18 protein-coding genes and 1 tRNA gene are annotated in these 17,269 nt (G+C 69.2%); 10 read left to right on the top strand and 9 right to left on the bottom strand.

The annotated features are described in order from the left end of the window. The first annotated feature begins 64 nt into the window (after nt 1-64). From IEY36_RS05075 to IEY36_RS05090, 4 genes are read left to right on the top strand one after another with little or no spacing between them, the layout of a single operon-like run. Complete coding sequence (locus IEY36_RS05075) at nt 65-682, top strand: glutathione S-transferase family protein (protein WP_188965833.1); 618 nt, start codon at nt 65-67, stop codon at nt 680-682. Further along, nucleotides 679-1,077, top strand: a complete 399-nt coding sequence (locus IEY36_RS05080; protein WP_188965834.1) for a RidA family protein — start codon at nt 679-681, stop codon at nt 1,075-1,077. Before IEY36_RS05075 ends, IEY36_RS05080 begins: the two co-directional genes overlap by 4 nt. Continuing rightward, nucleotides 1,074-1,721 (top strand): glutathione S-transferase family protein, encoded by a 648-nt coding sequence (locus IEY36_RS05085; protein WP_188965835.1) that lies wholly within the window; start codon nt 1,074-1,076, stop codon nt 1,719-1,721. Before IEY36_RS05080 ends, IEY36_RS05085 begins: the two co-directional genes overlap by 4 nt. Beyond that, on the top strand, nt 1,718-2,299 hold the full coding sequence (locus tag IEY36_RS05090; protein ID WP_188965836.1) for a histidine phosphatase family protein: 582 nt from the start codon (nt 1,718-1,720) through the stop codon (nt 2,297-2,299). The genes IEY36_RS05085 and IEY36_RS05090 overlap by 4 nt, the downstream gene beginning before the upstream one ends. A 210-nt stretch (nt 2,300-2,509) precedes the next feature. Here IEY36_RS05090 and IEY36_RS05095 read toward each other — a convergent pair whose 3' ends face one another. Beyond that, nucleotides 2,510-4,732, bottom strand: coding sequence for a primosomal protein N' (locus IEY36_RS05095; RefSeq protein WP_373290304.1), 2,223 nt, complete (start codon nt 4,730-4,732; stop codon nt 2,510-2,512). 73 nt (nt 4,733-4,805) lie between these two features. Between IEY36_RS05095 and fsa the strand changes: the two genes are divergently transcribed. The 4 genes from fsa to pap all read left to right on the top strand — a co-directional run bounded on the left by fsa (nt 4,806) and on the right by pap (nt 8,740). Then, nucleotides 4,806-5,462 carry a fructose-6-phosphate aldolase gene (fsa, locus tag IEY36_RS05100; RefSeq protein WP_188965837.1) on the top strand — a complete coding sequence of 219 codons (657 nt, stop codon included), beginning with the start codon at nt 4,806-4,808 and terminating at the stop codon, nt 5,460-5,462. Beyond that, the gene (locus tag IEY36_RS05105) at nt 5,459-6,139 is read left to right on the top strand and encodes a DUF484 family protein (protein ID WP_188965838.1); all 681 of its coding nucleotides are present in this window, start codon (nt 5,459-5,461) and stop codon (nt 6,137-6,139) included. Before fsa ends, IEY36_RS05105 begins: the two co-directional genes overlap by 4 nt. Beyond that, entirely contained in the window at nt 6,136-7,068 is a 933-nt protein-coding gene (locus IEY36_RS05110) for a tyrosine recombinase XerC (protein ID WP_188965839.1), read from the top strand. The genes IEY36_RS05105 and IEY36_RS05110 overlap by 4 nt, the downstream gene beginning before the upstream one ends. 193 nt (nt 7,069-7,261) lie before the next feature. Next, nucleotides 7,262-8,740, top strand: a complete 1,479-nt coding sequence (gene pap / locus IEY36_RS05115) for a polyphosphate:AMP phosphotransferase (RefSeq protein WP_188965840.1) — start codon at nt 7,262-7,264, stop codon at nt 8,738-8,740. A 7-nt stretch (nt 8,741-8,747) separates the two neighbouring features. On the opposite strand, the gene IEY36_RS05120 is transcribed toward pap, so the two are convergent. From IEY36_RS05120 to IEY36_RS05130, 3 genes are all read right to left on the bottom strand, one after another. Continuing rightward, complete coding sequence (locus tag IEY36_RS05120; protein WP_229681140.1) at nt 8,748-9,443, bottom strand: endonuclease V; 696 nt, start codon at nt 9,441-9,443, stop codon at nt 8,748-8,750. Between the two features lie 94 nt (nt 9,444-9,537). Then, nucleotides 9,538-10,488, bottom strand: coding sequence for a metal ABC transporter substrate-binding protein (locus IEY36_RS05125; protein WP_229681141.1), 951 nt, complete (start codon nt 10,486-10,488; stop codon nt 9,538-9,540). Between the two features lie 77 nt (nt 10,489-10,565). After that, nucleotides 10,566-11,321 (bottom strand): hypothetical protein, encoded by a 756-nt coding sequence (locus IEY36_RS05130; protein WP_188965842.1) that lies wholly within the window; start codon nt 11,319-11,321, stop codon nt 10,566-10,568. Between the two features lie 180 nt (nt 11,322-11,501). On the opposite strand from IEY36_RS05130, the gene pip reads away from it, so the two are divergent. Next, the gene (pip, locus tag IEY36_RS05135; protein ID WP_188966113.1) at nt 11,502-12,449 is read left to right on the top strand and encodes a prolyl aminopeptidase; all 948 of its coding nucleotides are present in this window, start codon (nt 11,502-11,504) and stop codon (nt 12,447-12,449) included. A gap of 26 nt (nt 12,450-12,475) precedes the next feature. Further along, nucleotides 12,476-12,552: transfer RNA gene (locus tag IEY36_RS05140), tRNA-Arg, on the top strand. Between the two features lie 329 nt (nt 12,553-12,881). Here the strand turns inward: IEY36_RS05140 and IEY36_RS05145 are convergent. The 5 genes from IEY36_RS05145 to IEY36_RS05165 are packed head-to-tail and all read right to left on the bottom strand — an operon-like array spanning nt 12,882 to nt 17,257. Further along, nucleotides 12,882-13,670: an ABC transporter permease gene (locus IEY36_RS05145; protein ID WP_229681142.1), complete on the bottom strand. Its 789-nt coding sequence runs from the start codon at nt 13,668-13,670 to the stop codon at nt 12,882-12,884. Beyond that, on the bottom strand, nt 13,667-14,461 hold the full coding sequence (locus tag IEY36_RS05150; RefSeq protein ID WP_188965843.1) for an ABC transporter ATP-binding protein: 795 nt from the start codon (nt 14,459-14,461) through the stop codon (nt 13,667-13,669). Before IEY36_RS05150 ends, IEY36_RS05145 begins: the two co-directional genes overlap by 4 nt. Next, nucleotides 14,458-15,498, bottom strand: coding sequence for an ABC transporter substrate-binding protein (locus tag IEY36_RS05155; RefSeq protein WP_188965844.1), 1,041 nt, complete (start codon nt 15,496-15,498; stop codon nt 14,458-14,460). The genes IEY36_RS05150 and IEY36_RS05155 overlap by 4 nt, the downstream gene beginning before the upstream one ends. 13 nt (nt 15,499-15,511) lie before the next feature. Then, nucleotides 15,512-16,282 (bottom strand): HpcH/HpaI aldolase family protein, encoded by a 771-nt coding sequence (locus IEY36_RS05160; RefSeq protein WP_188965845.1) that lies wholly within the window; start codon nt 16,280-16,282, stop codon nt 15,512-15,514. Between the two features lie 9 nt (nt 16,283-16,291). Next, nucleotides 16,292-17,257 (bottom strand): Bug family tripartite tricarboxylate transporter substrate binding protein, encoded by a 966-nt coding sequence (locus tag IEY36_RS05165; protein WP_188965846.1) that lies wholly within the window; start codon nt 17,255-17,257, stop codon nt 16,292-16,294. Nucleotides 17,258-17,269 lie beyond the last annotated feature (12 nt).

A 17,269-nucleotide genomic window follows, 5' to 3' on the forward strand; every position in this document is an offset into this window, starting at 1 on the left:
AAGCCTTCCCAGCGGCCCGATCTTCCCGCCGGGCCGCCTTGCGCGGATACGGAAGGAACACGGCATGAAGCTCTACTATTCACCCGGCGCCTGCTCGATCGGCATCCATGTACTGCTCGAGGAGATCGGCGCGCCGTATGAGGCCGTGCTGGTCAACCTGCGCGAGGGCGCGCAGTTCAAGCCGGAATTCACCGGCGTCAACCCGAAGTCGAAGGTCCCAACCCTCGAACGCGACGATGGTTCGGTGATGACCGAATACCCCGCCATCGCCTTCTGGCTCGCCTCCCGCTTCCCGACCGCGGGGCTGATGCCGGCAGGGATGGACGCCCAGGCGCGGGCCCTGGAATGCGCTGACTACTGTGTCGCGACGATGCACATGCAGGGCTTCTCCCGTATGTTCCGCCCGTCCAACTTCGCCCCCTCCGAAGCCGATGCCGAGGCGGTGAAGGCACGCGGCGCCGAGATCTTCTCCAAGGGCCTGGCGCTGATGGACAAGGCGCTGGAGGGCAAGGAATGGCTCGCCGGCACCTATTCCTTCGCCGACAGCGCGCTGTTCTATGTCTCCTTCTGGTGGAACGGCCGCATGGGCAAGGAATTGCCGGCCAATGTCGCGGCGCACTTCGCGCGCATGAAGGCGCGGCCCGCCGTGCAGCGCGTGCTGGCGGCCGAAGGCCTGGCGTGAACGACACGCCCTTCGCGATCATCGGCCATCCCGGCCCCGGTGAGCGCCGCCCCTTCAGCCGGGCGACGCGCGCCGGTGGCCTGGTGTTCGTGTCGGGGCATTCCGCTCCGCACGACCCGGCCACCGGCATCGACCGCGGTGCAACCGCCGCCGAGCAGACGCGCAACGCCCTAGCTATGGTGGACAGCATCCTGCGCGAAGCGGGCAGCAGCCTCGACCGCGCCGTGCAGGTGACCATGCTGATCACCGACCCGGCCGACTATGCCGAGTGCAACGCCGAATATGTGACGCATTTCCCGAACGGCCTGCCAGCGCGCCACACCGCGCGTTTCGGCGTGCCGACCGAGGCGAAGGTCGCCTTCGCCTGCATCGCCCTAGCCGGAGACGCGTCATGACCAGGCCGATCCTGTGGACCTCGACCCACACCAGCGGGACCATCGTGCACCAGATGGCCGCGGCCTCCGGGCTCGACATCGACGTGCGCTTCATCAGCCTGCGCCAAGGCGAGCACAAGACGGCCGACTACCTTGCCATCAACCCGAAGGGCGAGGTCGCGGCCCTGCAATTGCCCGGTGCCGGCGTGACCATCACCGAAATCCCCGCCATGGCGCTGTGGCTCGCCGAGGCCGCCCCGGCGTCGGGCCTGCTGCCCATCGACCCGCTCGGCCGGGCGAAGGGCATGGAATGGCTCGCCTGGTGCCATTTCCGCATGGCCAATACCTTCACCCTCGCCTTCCAGGCCAAGCGCCTGACCGGCGGGGATGAAGCCGCCGCCGCCGCATTGCGCGCCACCGCCACGACCCGCGCGCGCGCGGCGCTGGTCTTCGCCGAGGCGCAGCTCGCCAAACAGTCGAATGGCACGATCCTCGGCACGACGCAGGTGAGTGCGGCCGACATCTTCCTCGCCGCGATACTGCGTTTCGCGGGCTTCCTCGCCGTGCCGACGGATGACCTCACCCACCTCACCGCCCTCGGCACCAAGGTCGCCGCCGTGCCCGCCATTGCCGCCGCCATCGCGCGGGAACAGGAGATCGGATGACCCTCGTGCTGAACCCCATTCCCTTCTGGTTTCTCCGCCACGGGGAGACCGACTGGAACGCCGAGGGCCGCAGCCAGGGCCGCACCGACATCCCGCTGAACACGGTGGGGCTGGCGCAGGCGCGGCGCGCGGCGCTGGCGATGGTCGATCGCGACATCACCACCATCGTGGCCTCGCCGCTGTCGCGCGCGTTGCGCACCGCGGAGATCGTGGCCGAGGCGCTGAACCTGCCGGTCGGTACGGATGCCGAGTTGCAGGAAGTCTGCTTCGGCACTGAGGAAGGCAAGCCGATGGGCGACTGGTACGACGACTGGGTCGCCGGCACCTATACGCCGGACGGTGCCGAGACCTTCAACGGCCTGCATGACCGCGCGGTCGCGGCGATCAACCGTGCCACCGCGTTGCCCGGGCCGGTGCTTGTGGTGGCGCATGGCGCGCTGTTCCGGGCGCTGCGCCGCGCGCTGGGCCACGCGCCGAATGTGCGCACGCCGAACGCGCTGCCGACCCTCTGCGCGCCGCCGGCGAGCGGGAAGGTGTGGGACATCAGCCCGGTGACCTTGCCGCATCTGCCGGCCTGACTGTTGGTCCCAGGCTTCCCTGCTCATCCTCTGCACACAGAAGGGGCTTTGCCCCTCTCTGGTTCCTGGAGCAGATCGCGCCTGACCGGAGTCAGTCAGGCGCGTGAAGATGCTCGATCAAACAATGGCGTAGATCGTTTTGCCTGGGCGCAGTCGAACGCAAACCGCTCTCACCGCCGCACCATGGGTCGCCCCGCCAACTTTTTGGCATCATAGGAACCCCACCGGGTCCACATCCACCTGCACCCGGACGCTACCGGGCACGCTGACCTTGGCGAGCCAAGCCTCCAGCAGCGGCTGCACCGCGATGTCCCGCCGCGTCTTCAACAACAGGCGTCGCCGATGCCGTCCGCGCAGGATGGCCAGCGGTGCGGGCGCGGGGCCGAGCACCTCGATGCCCTCCCCGCCCGGCGCCGCCAGGCCAAGGTCGCGCGCCGTGCGGTCGGCGGCGCGTTCATCCTCCGCGCTGACGATCAGCGCGGCGAGGCGGCCGAAGGGCGGCCAGTGGCCGGGGCGACGGTCATCCGCCTCGGCCGCCATGAAGGCGTCGAGGTCGCCTGAGACCAGCGCCTGCATCACCGGATGCTCCGGCGCGAAGGACTGTAGCAGGACATGGCCGCGATGCTCCTCCCGCCCGGCCCGGCCGGCCACCTGGTGCAGCAGTTGCACCGTGCGCTCGGCCGCGCGCAGGTCGCCACCGGCGAGGCCGAGATCGGCATCGACCACGCCGACCAGCGTCAGATGCGGGAAATGCCAGCCCTTGGCGACGATCTGGGTGCCGATGATCAGGTCCACCTCGCGTCGCTGGATGGATTGCGCGGCGGCGGCGGCGGCGGCGGGGCCGGGGATGGTGTCGGACGCCATGACCAGCCGCCGCGCCTCAGGCCACAGGGCGGCGGCTTCCTCCAGCACGCGCTCCACACCCGGGCCGATCGGCACGGTGGAGTGGGCGGCGCCGCATTCGGGGCAGGCCTCGGGCGGGGCCTCGACATGGCCGCAATGGTGGCATTGCAGGCGACGCTGGGCGCGGTGTTCGACCAGCCAGGCGGTGCAGTTCGGGCAGCGCATGCGGTGGCCGCAGGCGCGGCACAGCGTCATCGGCGCATAGCCGCGGCGGTTCAGGAACAGCATCGCCTGTTCGCCGCGCGCCAGGGTTTCCGTCACCGCCGCGACCAAGGGCGGGCTGAGGAACCGGCCGCGTTCGGGTGGCGTGCGGCGCAGGTCGATCAGTGCGACATCAGGCATCTCCGCCCCGCCGTGGCGCGCCGGCAGGTGGACGGTGGCGTAGCGGCCGGTGGCGGCATTGGTCGTGCTCTCCAGCGAGGGGGTGGCACTCGCCAGCACGCAGGTGGCCGAGGACAGCCGCGCGCGCACCACCGCCATGTCGCGGGCGTGATAGACGACGCCTTCCTCCTGCTTGAAGGCGGTCTCGTGCTCCTCATCCACAACGATCAGGCCGAGATCGGGGAATGGCAGGAACAAGGCCGAACGGGCGCCGACCAGCACCGGGGCCTCGCCTTCCGCCACGGCACGCCAGGTCTCGCGCCGGGTGCGGGAAGTCAGCTCGGAATGCCACAGCGCCGGGGCCACGCCGAAGCGGGCACGGAAACGGTCGAGCCATTGCGATGACAGGGCGATTTCCGGCAGCAGCACCAGGGCCTGGCGGCCTTGCGCCAGGCAGGCGGCGACGGCCTCGAAATACACCTCGGTCTTGCCCGACCCGGTGACGCCGGTCAGCAGCGTGGTCGAGAAGGCGTGGCGGCCGACCGCCTCGCGCAGGGTGGCCGCGGCGGCCGCCTGTTCGGGGCCGAGCGCCGGGCCAGGATGGGCCGGGTCGGGGGTGGCGAAGACGCGCCGATGGGGCAGCAGGGCGGGTTCGATCAGCCCGGCATCGGCCATGCCGCGCAGGATGGCGGGGGTGACGCCGGCGGCCTCGGCGATCTCGCCGCCCGCGCGTGGGACGCCATCGGCCACCGCATCGAGGACGCGCCGACGCGGCGGGGTCACGCGCGCGCCCTCGGGCGGGTGCGGCGCGCGACGCCAGCCGGCCTGCGGGGCGCGCGCTTCCAGGGCGGAGGGCGCGCTCATGGCCATGCGCAGCACGGCGCCGGGCGGGCTGAGCGTATAGGCCGCGACCCAGGCGACGAAGCGGCGCAGCGTCTCGGTCATCGGCGGTGCGTCGAGCACCTGCTCCACGCCGCGCAGCCGGGATTCGGGCAGGCTGGGGTCGGGCGTGCCGTCCCACACCACGCCGATCGCCTGGCGCCGGCCGAGCGGAACCACGACGAACGACCCGAGCGGAACAGGTGGCCCGGCCGGCGCGCGGTAATCATATGCATCGGCAAGTGGCAGCGGCAGCAGGACACGCAGCCGTACCGTGAACGGAACAAGCTCTATTTTGTCTTCATGCTGCTCCTTTTTTGCATGCATCATGAGTTACACTGTGATCCCGAACACGGTCTTCGTTTCACGGATGCCGCAATCTGCCGTTGGAAGGTCTCCAAGCATGAAGTTCTTCGTCGATACCGCCGAGGTTGCCGACATACGGTCGCTTGCCGAGGCAGGCCTCGTCGATGGTGTCACGACGAACCCGTCGCTGATCGCGAAGTCCGGCCGCGACATGAAGACCGTCGTCGCCGAGATCTGTGCCATCACGCCCGGGCCCGTCAGCGCCGAAGTGACCGCGACCGATGCCGCCGGCATGCTCGCCGAAGGCCGCGTGCTGCGTGCCATCGCCCCCAATGTCTGCGTGAAGGTGCCGTTGACCGAAGCCGGCCTCGTCGCCTGCCGCACGTTGTCGGGCGAGGGTGCCATGGTCAACGTCACGCTCTGCTTCAGTGCCGCACAGGCGCTGCTGGCCGCCAAGGCGGGTGCCACCTTCATCTCTCCTTTCGTCGGCCGGCTCGATGACATCGCAACCGACGGGATGCGGCTGATCGCGGACATCGTCCAGATCTACCGCAACTACCCCGCGTTGAAGACCGAGGTTCTGGTCGCCTCGGTGCGCCACCCGATCCATCTGATCGAATCGGCGAAGCTCGGTGCCCATGTCGCAACCCTTCCGCCTTCCGTCATCCGGATGCTGCTGAAGCACCCGCTGACCGATCGCGGCCTGGAGGCCTTCCTGGCCGACTGGAACAAGACGGGTCAATCCATCCTATGAGACGCTCCCTCCGCGCCACGGCTGTCCCGATACCGGAACTCCAGGCGGAGGAGGTAGAGGCCTTCCTGCGGGCCCATCCCGGATTCCTCACGGAACGGCCGGATATCTACCGCGTACTGCTGCCACCACGGCGCGTGCACGGTGAATCGCTCGCCGACCATATGGCGGCGATGCTTGCCGCCGAACGCAATCGCGTGCGGGCGGTGGAGGCGGAGGTGCATTCGGCACTGGAAGCCGGGCGCGCCGGGGCCGGGCTGACGGTGCGGGTGCGCCTCGCAGTGCTGGCACTGATGCGCGCCTCTGATGTGATGGAAGCGGTGACACACGAGATCCCGGCGCTGCTCGGGGTCGAGACCTGCACCCTGGCATCCGAACCCGCCTCGGGCCCCGGCGCCCTGCCGGCGGGCGTGTTGCGTCTGCCGCGTGGCGCGGTGGCGCGGCTGGTCGGCCATGGCCGCGACGCGGTGGTGCGCAGCGCGCCGACCGATCTCGACCTGCTACATGCCGAGGCCGCGCCGCTCGTGGTGCGCGACGCGCTGGCCCGGGTGCCGCTGCCGATCGGGCCGCCGACGCTGATCGCGGTCGGCGCGCGCGACCCCGCCGCGCTGCCGTCGCGGCAGACTGTTGCGGTGCTTGCCTTCCTCGGGCGTGCCGTGGCTGCCGCGCTGTCGCGGTGACCGGCGACCAGGCACGCAGCGCCTGGCTCGACTGGCTGGCGCGTGAACGCCGGGCGAGCGTCAATACGCTCGAAGCCTATGGCCATGACGCCGCCGAATTCCTTGGATTCCTGACCCGTCATCTGGGGGGGGAGGTCGACCTCGCCGCCCTCGGCGCGCTGCGCCCGGCCGATCTGCGGGCTTTCCTCGCCGAGCGGGCGATGCAGGGGGATTCCACCGCCACGCGGGCGCGACGGCTGGCGGCGATCCGCGGTTTCCTGCGATTCCTGACCCGGCATCACGGCATGACGGCGCTGCCGCTCGGCGCGATCCGCGGGCCGCGGCCGAAGCCGCCCATCCCGCGCGCGCTAACGCCCGACCAGGCGCGCGCGGTCGCACGGGATGCCGGCGAGGCCTATGCGCTCGGGCACCACGAGAAGCCCGAGATGCAGGCGGCGCGGGACACGGCGCTGTTCGCCCTGCTGTATGGCGCCGGGCTGCGCATTGCCGAGGCACTGTCGCTCAACTTGCGCGACGCGCCGCTGCCGGGGCAGGATTCGGCGCTGCGTGTCATCGGCAAGGGATCGAAAGAAAGGCTGGTGCCGGTGCTGCCCGCGGTGCGTGCGGCGATCGCGCTGTATCTGCGCCAACGCGGGCCGGGTGGGCCGGATGAGGCGCTGTTCCTCGGCGCGCGCGGCAAGCGCTTGGATGCGGCGGTAGCGCAGAAGGCGCTGCGCGATTTCCGTCGCCTCGCCGGCCTGCCGGAGCATGCGACGCCGCATGCGCTGCGGCATTCCTTCGCGACGCATCTGCTGGGGGCAGGGGCGGATCTGCGCGCCATCCAGGAACTTCTCGGCCATGCCAGCCTGTCCACCACGCAGCGCTACACGGCGGTGGATGCGGCAGGGCTGCTGGCGACGTGGAAGAAGGCGCATCCGCGGGCCGGGTGACCGCGTCGTGGGTCGATGTGGCGGTCGCCTCGGGTCGGATGGCATGGATCAGGTCGTCGTTGTGGCGCGCGATTCAGCCCTTCGGCGCCGTCGCGCCTGCGGCCATCGCGCTCTATCGCGACGCTATCGCCTCATGCACCATGACAGTTCAGTGAAGCGCCCAACCCGAGGCGCGCGGCAGGAGGGTGACGCGATGTTCGAAGCCGCCGAGCTCGACCACAAGGTAGCCAAGGCCGACTACAAGCGGGAGGAGGCCGACCTCCGCCGCACCCTGTTGGACGCGCAGCGCGCCTTGGGCGAACAGCGACGCTTTCCGGTGCTGATCCTGATCGCCGGCGTCGAGGGGGCGGGCAAGAGCGAGACGGTTCATCTGCTGAATGAATGGCTCGATCCGCGCTTCATCGAGGTGACCGGCTTCGCCCTACCGACAGAGGAGGAGGCCGCCCATCCGCCAATGTGGCGCTTCTGGCGCGCGCTGCCGGCCAAGGGGCGCATCGGCGTGTTCTTCGGCGCCTGGCAGACCATGCCGATCCTCGAACGCGTGCTCGGCAAGCTCGGCGCCGGCGGCTTCGCGGCGCGGATGGAGGAGATCATGCGCCTGGAACGCATGCTCGCCGCCGAGGGCGTGCTGCTGATCAAATACTGGTTCCATCTGTCCAAGACGCAGCAGAAGAAGCGCATCAAGGCGCTGGAGAAGCGGCGCGAGACGTCGTGGAAGGTCAGCCGCTACGACCACGCGCTGTTCGAGCACTACGATGAGTTCATCGCGGTCTGCGAACCCTTCCTGCGCGAGACCTCGACCGGCGAGGCGCCCTGGACCGTCGTGCCGGCAGCCGATGACCGGTACCGCGCGCTGTTCGTCGGGCGGCATCTGCTGGGGGCGCTGCAGGCGCGCCTGGCCACGACGACGGCGCCGGCCGTGCCTCCAGCCTCCACCACGCCCGTGCCGGACAAGGTGAACATCATCCGTTCGCTCACATTGAAGCAGCCGATGACGCGCGAGCAGTATGACGACGCGCTGGTCGAGGCGCAGGGCAGGCTCGCGCGCGCCACGCGGCACAAGCGCTATGGCGACATCAGCGTCATCGCTGTGTTCGAGGGCAATGACGCCGCCGGCAAGGGCGGCGCCATCCGCCGGCTCGGCGCGGCGCTGGATCCGCGCGCCTATCGCATCGTGCCGGTCGCCGCCCCCACCGAGGAAGAGCGCGCGCAGCCCTATCTCTGGCGTTTCTGGCGGCATGCGCCGCGGCCTGGCCGGCTGACGGTGTTCGACCGGTCCTGGTATGGGCGCGTGCTGGTCGAACGCGTCGAGGGGTTCGCCGCCGAGCATGACTGGCGCCGCGCCTATGGCGAGATCAATGATTTCGAGGAACAGCTCGCCGGCCACGGCGTGGTGATAGCGAAGTTCTGGCTCGCCATCAGCAAGGATGAACAGCACCGCCGCTTCAAGGAACGCGAGGCGACGCCGTTCAAGCAGCACAAAATCACCGCCGAGGATTGGCGCAACCGCGAGAAGTGGGATGCCTACGAGGCGGCGGTGTGCGAGATGGTCGAACGCACCTCGACCGGGATGGCGCCCTGGACGCTGGTCGAGGCGGACAACAAGCTGCACGCGCGCGTGAAGGTGATCTCGACCCTGGCGGACCGCGTGGAGGCGGCGCTGCGGCGGTAGGCGGCGTTCAGGCGAGGGCGGCGGCGCGCCGGGCGCGGTTCGCCGCGTCATGCGCGGCACGGATCGGCGCGGCGAGGCGGCGCCCGCGCGTTGCCGCCAGCACGATGGCGACCGCCGTGCCCAGCGACACGCGATGGCCGACCGAGACATAGAGCGGCTTCGCCCCGCGCCGGCTGCGCAGCGCCGTACCGATGCGCTCGCCCTTCCACAGCAGCGGGGCGGTGTCGCCGGGCTCGGGGCCGGGCTCGCCGACGCCCACGAGCAATGACTTCGCCACGCCGATGGTCGGCACGCCGAGCACCAGGCCGAGGTGGCAGGCGAGGCCGAGGCCGCGCGGATGTGCCATGCCCTGGCCGTCCACCAGCATGACATCGGGCTTCGTCGCGAGCCGCGACCAGGCGGCGACCAACGACGGCACCTCGCGGAAGCCGAGATAGCCCGGCACGTACGGAAAGTCGGCGATGCGGGTCTCGGTCGCGGTCGCCAGCGCCGCATCGGTCGTGGCATCGAGGGTGACCAGGGCCGCATGCACGCGCTTCGTCGGATCGAAGCGCGTGTTGGAGACATCGGCACCGCCAAGGCAGGCGAGGTTGAGTGGCAGATCATCCGTGGTGATGAGGTGCGCGGCCATCTCCCCCTGGGCGGCGCGCGCCTCGGCGATGTCGCGCGGGTGCAGCCAGTGAAACGGGGTCTGCGGCCTCATGGGCCGGAGCATCGCATGATTCGGCAGGCGGCGGTGAAACGGCCCGCCGCCCCCCGGAAACGGGACACGCCCGGCCACCCGATCACCTGTAGTCTTATCGTGCCGTTTCGCCGCGCATGGCCGGGACCAGCAGGCCGACATTGTTGCGGAACATCGCCTCATAGGTGGTGGCCGGGCCGCTCGGCAGTGACAGCGCATCGGAGAACAGCCGGCCGCCGAGATGGACGCCGGCCTCTGCGGCAACACGGCGGATCATCGCCGGGCTCGTCATGTTCTCGAGGAAAATGGCGGTGACGTGTTCGGCGCGGATCTGGCGGATCAGCCGGGCGACCTCAGCGGCGGAAGGTTCCGATTCCGTCGAGACGCCCTGCGGCGCTGCGAACTCGACGCCATAGGCGGCGGCAAAATAGCCGAAGGCGTCATGGCTGGTGACGACGCGGCGGCGGTCCTCGGGGACAGTGGCGATCTGCTCGCGCACCCAGGCGTCGAGCACGGCGAGGCGGGCGGCGTAGGCCTCGGCGCGCTGGCGGTAGAACGCTTCTCCGGCCGGGTCGGCGGCGATCAACCCGGCAGCGATGTTGCGAACATAGACCTGGCCGAGGCGCAGATCCTGCCAGGCATGCGGGTCGAGCACGCGATGCGGGCCGGTGCCGCGCGGCTGGGCGCGTCCGGTGCCGCGGGCATGGCCGTGGTCGTCGTCATCCGCGTCCATGGTGCGCGGCGTGATGCCGTCGGTCGCCGTCACCAGCGGGCCGCGGTAGCCGGCCGCGCCAACCATGCGGTCCATCCAGCCATCGAAGCCGAGGCCGTTGCGCAGCACCAGCCTTGCCTGGCGCAGCGCGACGACATCGGAAGGCCGGGGCTGGAAGCCATGCGCATCGACATCCGGCCCGACAATGACGCGCAGGCTGATCCGCTCGCCGCCGACCTGCGCCACCATGTCGCCGAGGATGGAGAAGGAGGCGACGACGGGCAGCGTCGTCTGCGCCGCGGCGATGCGCGCGGCGAACAGCGCCGGCAAGGCGAGAAGGGAGCGACGGTTCACGGCAGATAATCCTGAAATGTTATACCATAACATTGCCATTGCGCCGGAAACTCCGCAAGAGTCGTGCCTGCCTGGCGTCAGCCCTTGCGGAACAGTCGCTTCAACCAGCCGACAATACCGCCGCCCGTCGTGGAGTCGCGGCGACGATGCGTCGCATGGGGGCGGCGCGCCGGTGGCGGCAGCGCGCTGGCGACGGTGTGCCGGCCGGCATCCTTGGCCGCGACCAGGCGGCGTTCCAGCGCGATGACATGCCCGACCGCCTCGGGCGGGGAGAGCATGGTGAGTTCGGCTGCCGTGGCTTCGGCATCCTCCCATGCTTCGGCGCGGCGCAGCGCGTCGATGATGCGTACGGTCTGTTCGGCATCGAGCGGCGGGCCGCTGCGCCACAGGGCGATGGCTTCCTGCCGCCAGAGATGGGCGAGGTCGGCCTTGCCGGCATCATCGGCGACCCAGGCGGCGTGCAGGGTGGCCTCGGCGGCGGCGTGCAGCGCGCCGGTTTCCTCGAGCACATGGGCCCAGGCGAGGAAACGCCGCGCCAGTGGTGGGTGGCCGGCATCGAGGATCAGCGCGCGGAACGGGGCGGCCGAGACCGCCGCGGCGGCACCCGGATGCGCGCGGGCGATCGACGGCGCGGTGTAGTGGCAATGCGGGCATTGCTGCAGCCAGCGCGCCATGGTCGAGCGCACCGGCTCGCCCGGGCGCAGGTCGAGGTCGGGCGCCTGCTCGGGCGGCGGCGGGCGGAAGGGGGATTGCCGGCTCTCGCGTCCGCAAACGCCGCAGACGACCTGGCCTGCGGTGGCGGAACGGGGCTGGGCGGAGGACGACGCGGCCATGGAATAGTCATCTTAGACCAATTCGCGCGGCGCCGGTATCGGGTTGCGCGTGCCCGTCGCGATCTGAGGCATCGCCGTATGCCGTCACGGTTTCGCGAGACGATCGATTCACGCTGGTGGCGGCCCTTCCACAACCGCTGCACCATTGCAGTGCGGCTCAGGCTTGGGCACATGGTGTCCATGCCCCGCGGCGACCTATTCCCCGATATCGCGCCCTACGAAACCGGCTTGCTACCGCTGTCGGGGGGGCACGTCATGTATTGGGAGCAGGTCGGCAATCCGCGCGGCCAGCCGGTGCTGTTCCTGCATGGCGGTCCGGGCGCCGGGGCCGGGGCGGTGCATCGGCGTTTCTTTGACCCGGGGCATTGGCGCGTCATCATCTTCGACCAACGCGGTGCCGGGCGGTCGCGCCCGCTGGGCGAATTGCGCGACAATACGACGCCGCATCTGGTCTCGGACATCGAGATGCTGCGCCGCTTCCTCGGCATCGAGCGCTGGCTGCTGTTCGGCGGCTCCTGGGGGTCCACCCTGGCCTTGGCCTATGCGCAGGAGCACCCGGAACGGGTGGTGGGCTGCGTGCTGCGCGGCGTCTTCCTCGGGCGCCAGGCGGAGGTGGAGTGGTTCCTCCATGGGCTGAAGCGCGTCTTCCCCGATGCCTGGGCGTTGTTCGTCGAGCATCTGCCGGAGGCCGAGCGCGGCGACGTGCTGGGCAATTACCTGAAGCGGCTCTGCCACCCGGACCCGGCGGTGCATCTGCCGGCGGCGCGCGCCTGGAGCCAGTATGAGGGGTCATGCTCGACCCTGCTGCCCTCCCCCGACACCGTGGCGAGTTTCGCACAGGACCGCACCGCGCTGGGGCTGGCGCGGATCGAGGCGCATTACTTCGCGCATGACCTGTTCTTGCCGGAAGAAGGGCTGCTCGGGCGCATCGGCCGGCTGACCAATATCCCGGCCGAGATCGTGCAGGGGCGCTACGACATGGTCTGCCCGCCGGAGACGGCCTTCGAACTGGCGGCAGCCTGGCCGGGGGCACGGCTGACGGTGGTGCCCGATGCGGGGCATTCGGCGCTGGAGCCGGGCGTGCGGACGGCACTGGTGGGCGCGGTGGATCGGTTCCGGCGGCGTTAGTCGCGTGGTATAGGGCGCGGCGGTGGGTCCCCGTAGCTCAGCAGGATAGAGCACAGGATTCCTAATCCTGGGGCCGTGAGTTCGAATCTCGCCGGGGACACCACAGATTTCTTGGGTTTCAGCCCAACCGCCCGCCCCTGCCCTGAAGCACGCCGACCACTGCGGACTTATCTGCGAGCCCCTGCCCAGGGCGGGCGAATGACTGGCGCACCGCGAGGATCACCAGCGGTCAGGAACAGGACGAACAGCATAAGCTGTTGTTTTTGTTGAAACATTCAGCGACCGACCGCGCCGCGAAATACCTGCGGTAGCCAACCCGCCGGGAAGGACCCGCCACCACATCTAGGCCGAATGTCGCCCAGCACCATTTCCGGATCACTCGGTGCAATCCGAGCCTCAGCCTCGCTTACCGTGCGGAGCGCGACCGGAACGTCAAATCGTTACCTCCCGTGTCGCTTCAGATATCTTCCAGGGCATGAGCTTGCGTTCGGCGATGCGCACCATCGCGTTTAGCGAAAACGCCAGCATCATGATGGCGATAAGGGCGGCGAAGACCCCGGCGGTGTCGAACTGACCGGAGGCACTGGCCAGTACGAAGCCGAGCCCCCGATTGGCGGCGATCAACTCGCCTACGATCGCGCCGATCAGCGCATAGGGGACCGAGATCCGCAGCCCGGCGAAGACCCAGGTAATGGCCGATGGCAGCACGATTTTCCCGAGGACGTGACGCTCATTCGCTCCCATCAGGCGGACGATGGTCACGAGCTCCCGGCTGACGCTGCGCACGCCTGTGAAGGTATTGAGGAAGACGAGAAAGAACACCACAGTCGCGGTCAGCACGATTTTCATTGACATGCCGATACCGATCCACAGCACGAACAGCGGCGCGAGAGCAATCTTTGGCAGGCTGTAGAAGGCCAGGATGAACGGTTGCAGCAGGTCCGCCAGGAAGGTGCTCCGGCCCAGCAGCACCCCGGCCGCGATACCGATGGTGCCGCCGATGATGAAGCCCGCGAAGGCCTCGCTCGCGGTAACCGCGGCATGGAAGAACAGATCGCCGCTGACGATCAGCCGCCGAAAGGCAGCAAGGATGGCGCTTGGCTTGCTGACGAAGAACTCGGCAATCAGCCGACCTGAGGCGAGCTCCCAGGCGACCAGGATCGCCATTGCCAGAATCAACCGGTAGACGACCATGCGCGTTGGGGTGATCTCGGAGGTCATGAACTCTCTCCCCTCGTCTGGGTGAGCATCGGGGTGATCATGTCCCACAGCTCAGCCGCGAGCGCGACATAGCGGCCATCGTGACGGAGCCGCAGCAGGTCGCGGTCGCGTGGCAGCGGCGAATCGAGGACCGCGCGGATCGTTCCCGGACGGCCGGAGAAGACGACACAGCGATCGCACAGCGCCGCCGCCTCATCGAGGTCATGCGTCACGAACAGCACGGTCTTGTTCAGCTGCCGGCTCAGCCGCAGAAGCTCGATCTGCATGTTCAGCCGCAGCTGCGCGTCGAGCGCCGCGAAGGGCTCGTCAAGCAGAAGGGTCTCGGGATCATAGGCCAGCAGCCGTGCCAGCGCCGCCCGCTTGCGCATGCCGCCCGAGAGTTGCGAAGGATAGGATTTCTCGAAGCCGGCCAGACCGACAAGCTCCATCAAGGCGGCCACCCTGTCGCGCATCTCGCCACGCGGCCGACCATGGATCTCGAGCGGCACCTGGATGTTCGCCGCGACGGTACGCCAAGGCAGCAGGTGGTCGCTCTGCGTCATGTAGCCCGTGCGCAGATTGACGCCCGTCACCGGGCCGCCGTCGTACTGCACGGTGCCGCTGCTTGGGGCAAACAGACCCGCCGTCATGTTCAGCAGGGTGGATTTTCCGCAGCCGGAAGGTCCAACTAACGTCACGAACTCACCGCGCCGGACGTCGAGATCGATACTGCGCACCGCCTCAACAACCCGGTCGCCGACAGTGAAGGTCTTGCCGACGCCGCGGAACGCAATGAGCGCTTCCGCCGTCATGTCTGCTGGAGCGCTGCCGCGGCGTAGTCGTTCGTCCACGCGGAGCGCGTCGCCTGGGCATCCAACGGCTCGGGCTGGGTCTCGTTCACGAAGGCGACGATACGGTCGATCATTGCCGGCTCGACCGCCACGCTGTGGGGATATGCAGGGATAGCGTTGCGCCAGACCTCGTCGAACAGGCCCTTGTCGGTCCGCGAATGCCAGCCGTTCCAGACCGCCTCCCGGGCGCGCATGCCTTCCTCGGCGTTGTGGACGGCCGTCATGGCGCGCTGTTGCGCGCGCAGGAACCGGATCGCGACCTCGCGATTGCGCGTCAACCAGGATTCCCGCGCAATGACGCCGATGTAGACGAATCCGTCGAGCTGCGGGACCTCGCCGCGGCCGGCCCAGATCAGTGGCTGCGCGCCGTGATTGCGCACCGCATCCTCCCCGGTCGGCGGCGGGATCACGAAGCCGTCGATGCGGCCGCGCGACATGGCCGCCAACATGTTCGCTCCGTCCGGGATGGCGGTGATGGTCAATTCGCGATCCGGGTTGATGCCGGCCTGCTTGCACAGGAAGCGCACGAGCTGGTCCGCTCCACCGCCCACGGAGGAGACGGCGAGTGTCATGCCGCGCAGCGCGCGCAACCGGTCCTGGTAGGTGCTCTGCGCGGTGATGCCCTGCTTGCGCGCCCAGTCGCCGGACATGGTGATGTTGTCGACGTATTGCACGACAGCCGGGGCGATCATCATCACGTCGCTGCCGCGTGCCCGTGCCCGGAACGCCGATGCCGGCGCGCCGATGTTGAACTGCGCGTCGCCGCCGGCGACCGCGGCCAGCGAGCGCGCGCCACCATTGGCCCGCACGATATCGACCTCGAGGTCCTGCGCGCCGAAGTAGCCGAGCGCCTGGGCAGTCAGCGTCACCCAGAACAGCATGTCGAAGCTGGACATCACGACGGTCAGCTTGTCCTTGGCGAAGGCGAGCCGGGCCGGCGCGCCGAGCCCCGCGGCCGTTCCAATACTCAATGCGCGGCGGGTGATGCGTGTCGTCATGTCCTGTCCTCCCTTACGCCTTCAGGCGCTTCATGGCGGCAGCGAAGCCCTCCTGGAGCACTTCGACATCGCTGGAATAGGCGAGCAGCAGCGCTCCGGCCTCCTTCCATTGCCGCACCTGCTCGGGGCTGAAGCACAGCATGGCGCAGGTCTTGCTGTGCCGGCGTGCGGCATCGAGGATCAGGTTGCGCTTCTCGTCGATCATCCGCGCCTGGTCCGGCGTGCCGAAGACGCCCAGATCCTGCGCGAGGTCTGCCGGGCCCAAGGTCAGTGCGTCGATGCCGTCCATGGCAGCGATCGCATCGAGGTCTGCGAAGGCAGCCCCGGTCTCGAACATCACCGTGACATGGACCTGTTCGTTGGCGAAGGCACGGCGTTCGGCTACCGGCATGTTGCGATATTCGGTCATCGCGCTCAGGCCGCCATTGCCGCGCAGACCGCGCGGGGCGTAGCGCGACGCCGCCACGATTTCCCGCGCATGGGCGGCCGATTCCACCTGCGGGCAATGGATGTTCCAGACCCCGACATCGAGCAGCCGCGTGATCCATTCCCGGTTGGCGCGCGGTGGGCGCACCGCGATCGGGAAGTCGAGCGCGCGGGCCATCGCCGCCATGTCGGCGATCGTCTCGATGGACATCGCCGCATGTTCCATGTCAATCCGAGCGAAATCGACGCCGGAAGCCTTCAGCAACATCAGCAAGGACGGGTTGCGCACCATGGTCACCCAGGTGCCGATCTGCACTTCGCCGCGCGCAAGCGCCGCGCCCATTCGATTGGCTAGCATGGTGTTCTCCTATTCCGCCCGGATATTCGCCCGGCGCGCGACCTCACCCCAGCGCCGCGTCTCGGCGGCGACGAAAGCGGCCACTTCGTCAGGCGTCAGGGCACGCGTGGTGATACCGAGCTCGGCGAAGCGCGAGGCCACCTCGGGCATCTGCAGCACCGCGTTCACCTCCCGATTGAGTCGTTCGATGATGGGTCGCGGCGTTCCGGCCGGCGCAAACAGCACTCCCCACGTCAATGATTCGAACCCGGGCAGCGTCTCCGCGATGGTGGGTGCGTCCGGCGCGATGGCGACGCGCGCGGGGCTCGCCACACCAAGCAGCTTCATCGTTCCGGCGCGCACATGCGGCAGGCCGGAGGAGATGTTGTCGAAGGCCATCTGGACGTTACCCGCCATCAGCTCGGTCATGAGCTGACCGGAGGAGCGATAGGGCACATGCTCCGCCGTCGTGCCGGTGAGTTGGGTGAACAGCGCGCCGGCCAGATGGATCGAGGTTCCGACGCCGGAGGAGGCATAGTTGAACTGCCCCGGATGCGCGCGCATCTGAGCCACCAGCTCCGCTACGCTATTGGCCGTTGAGGAAGCCGGCACGAACAGCGCATTCGGCTGCAGGCTGATCAGCGCGATCGGTGCGAAGTCCCGCAGATTGTCATAGGGCATGCGCGCATAGACCGCGTTATTGATCGCATGGCTGCTGATCGTGCCGACGCAGAGCGTGTAGCCGTCCGGCGGCGCCTTCGCACAGGCATCGCTGCCGACATTGCCGCCGGCGCCGGCGCGGTTTTCCACCACCCAGGGCTGGCCCAGACGCTGGGCCAGCGGCGCGCCAACAATGCGCGCGGTGAGGTCGGTCGTGCCACCAGCGCCGAAGGGCACGATGACGCGGATCGGCCGCGACGGCCAGGCGTCCTGCGCCGCGACAGAGGCGGTGACAGCCCACGCGGCCGTGAGACCGATCAGGATACGACGGAACATCGGCCAGCCTCC

The sequence above is a fragment of the Neoroseomonas lacus genome, assembly GCF_014644535.1.
Lineage (GTDB): Bacteria > Pseudomonadota > Alphaproteobacteria > Acetobacterales > Acetobacteraceae > Neoroseomonas > Neoroseomonas lacus.

Excerpts from the sequence above, each read along its gene's own strand:
- IEY36_RS05130 (WP_188965842.1), bottom strand. The coding sequence starts at position 11,321 with ATGGCCGCGTCGTCCTCCGCCCAGCCCCGTTCCGCCACCGCAGGCCAG.
- IEY36_RS05075 (WP_188965833.1), top strand. The coding sequence starts at position 65 with ATGAAGCTCTACTATTCACCCGGCGCCTGCTCGATCGGCATCCATGTA.
- IEY36_RS05105 (WP_188965838.1), top strand. The coding sequence starts at position 5,459 with ATGAGACGCTCCCTCCGCGCCACGGCTGTCCCGATACCGGAACTCCAG.
- IEY36_RS05145 (WP_229681142.1), bottom strand. The coding sequence starts at position 13,670 with ATGACCTCCGAGATCACCCCAACGCGCATGGTCGTCTACCGGTTGATT.
- pap (WP_188965840.1), top strand. The coding sequence starts at position 7,262 with ATGTTCGAAGCCGCCGAGCTCGACCACAAGGTAGCCAAGGCCGACTAC.
- IEY36_RS05120 (WP_229681140.1), bottom strand. The coding sequence starts at position 9,443 with ATGAGGCCGCAGACCCCGTTTCACTGGCTGCACCCGCGCGACATCGCC.
- pip (WP_188966113.1), top strand. The coding sequence starts at position 11,502 with ATGCCCCGCGGCGACCTATTCCCCGATATCGCGCCCTACGAAACCGGC.
- IEY36_RS05150 (WP_188965843.1), bottom strand. The coding sequence starts at position 14,461 with ATGACGGCGGAAGCGCTCATTGCGTTCCGCGGCGTCGGCAAGACCTTC.
- IEY36_RS05160 (WP_188965845.1), bottom strand. The coding sequence starts at position 16,282 with ATGCTAGCCAATCGAATGGGCGCGGCGCTTGCGCGCGGCGAAGTGCAG.
- IEY36_RS05085 (WP_188965835.1), top strand. The coding sequence starts at position 1,074 with ATGACCAGGCCGATCCTGTGGACCTCGACCCACACCAGCGGGACCATC.
- IEY36_RS05155 (WP_188965844.1), bottom strand. The coding sequence starts at position 15,498 with ATGACGACACGCATCACCCGCCGCGCATTGAGTATTGGAACGGCCGCG.
- IEY36_RS05095 (WP_373290304.1), bottom strand. The coding sequence starts at position 4,732 with ATGATGCATGCAAAAAAGGAGCAGCATGAAGACAAAATAGAGCTTGTT.
- IEY36_RS05090 (WP_188965836.1), top strand. The coding sequence starts at position 1,718 with ATGACCCTCGTGCTGAACCCCATTCCCTTCTGGTTTCTCCGCCACGGG.
- fsa (WP_188965837.1), top strand. The coding sequence starts at position 4,806 with ATGAAGTTCTTCGTCGATACCGCCGAGGTTGCCGACATACGGTCGCTT.
- IEY36_RS05165 (WP_188965846.1), bottom strand. The coding sequence starts at position 17,257 with ATGTTCCGTCGTATCCTGATCGGTCTCACGGCCGCGTGGGCTGTCACC.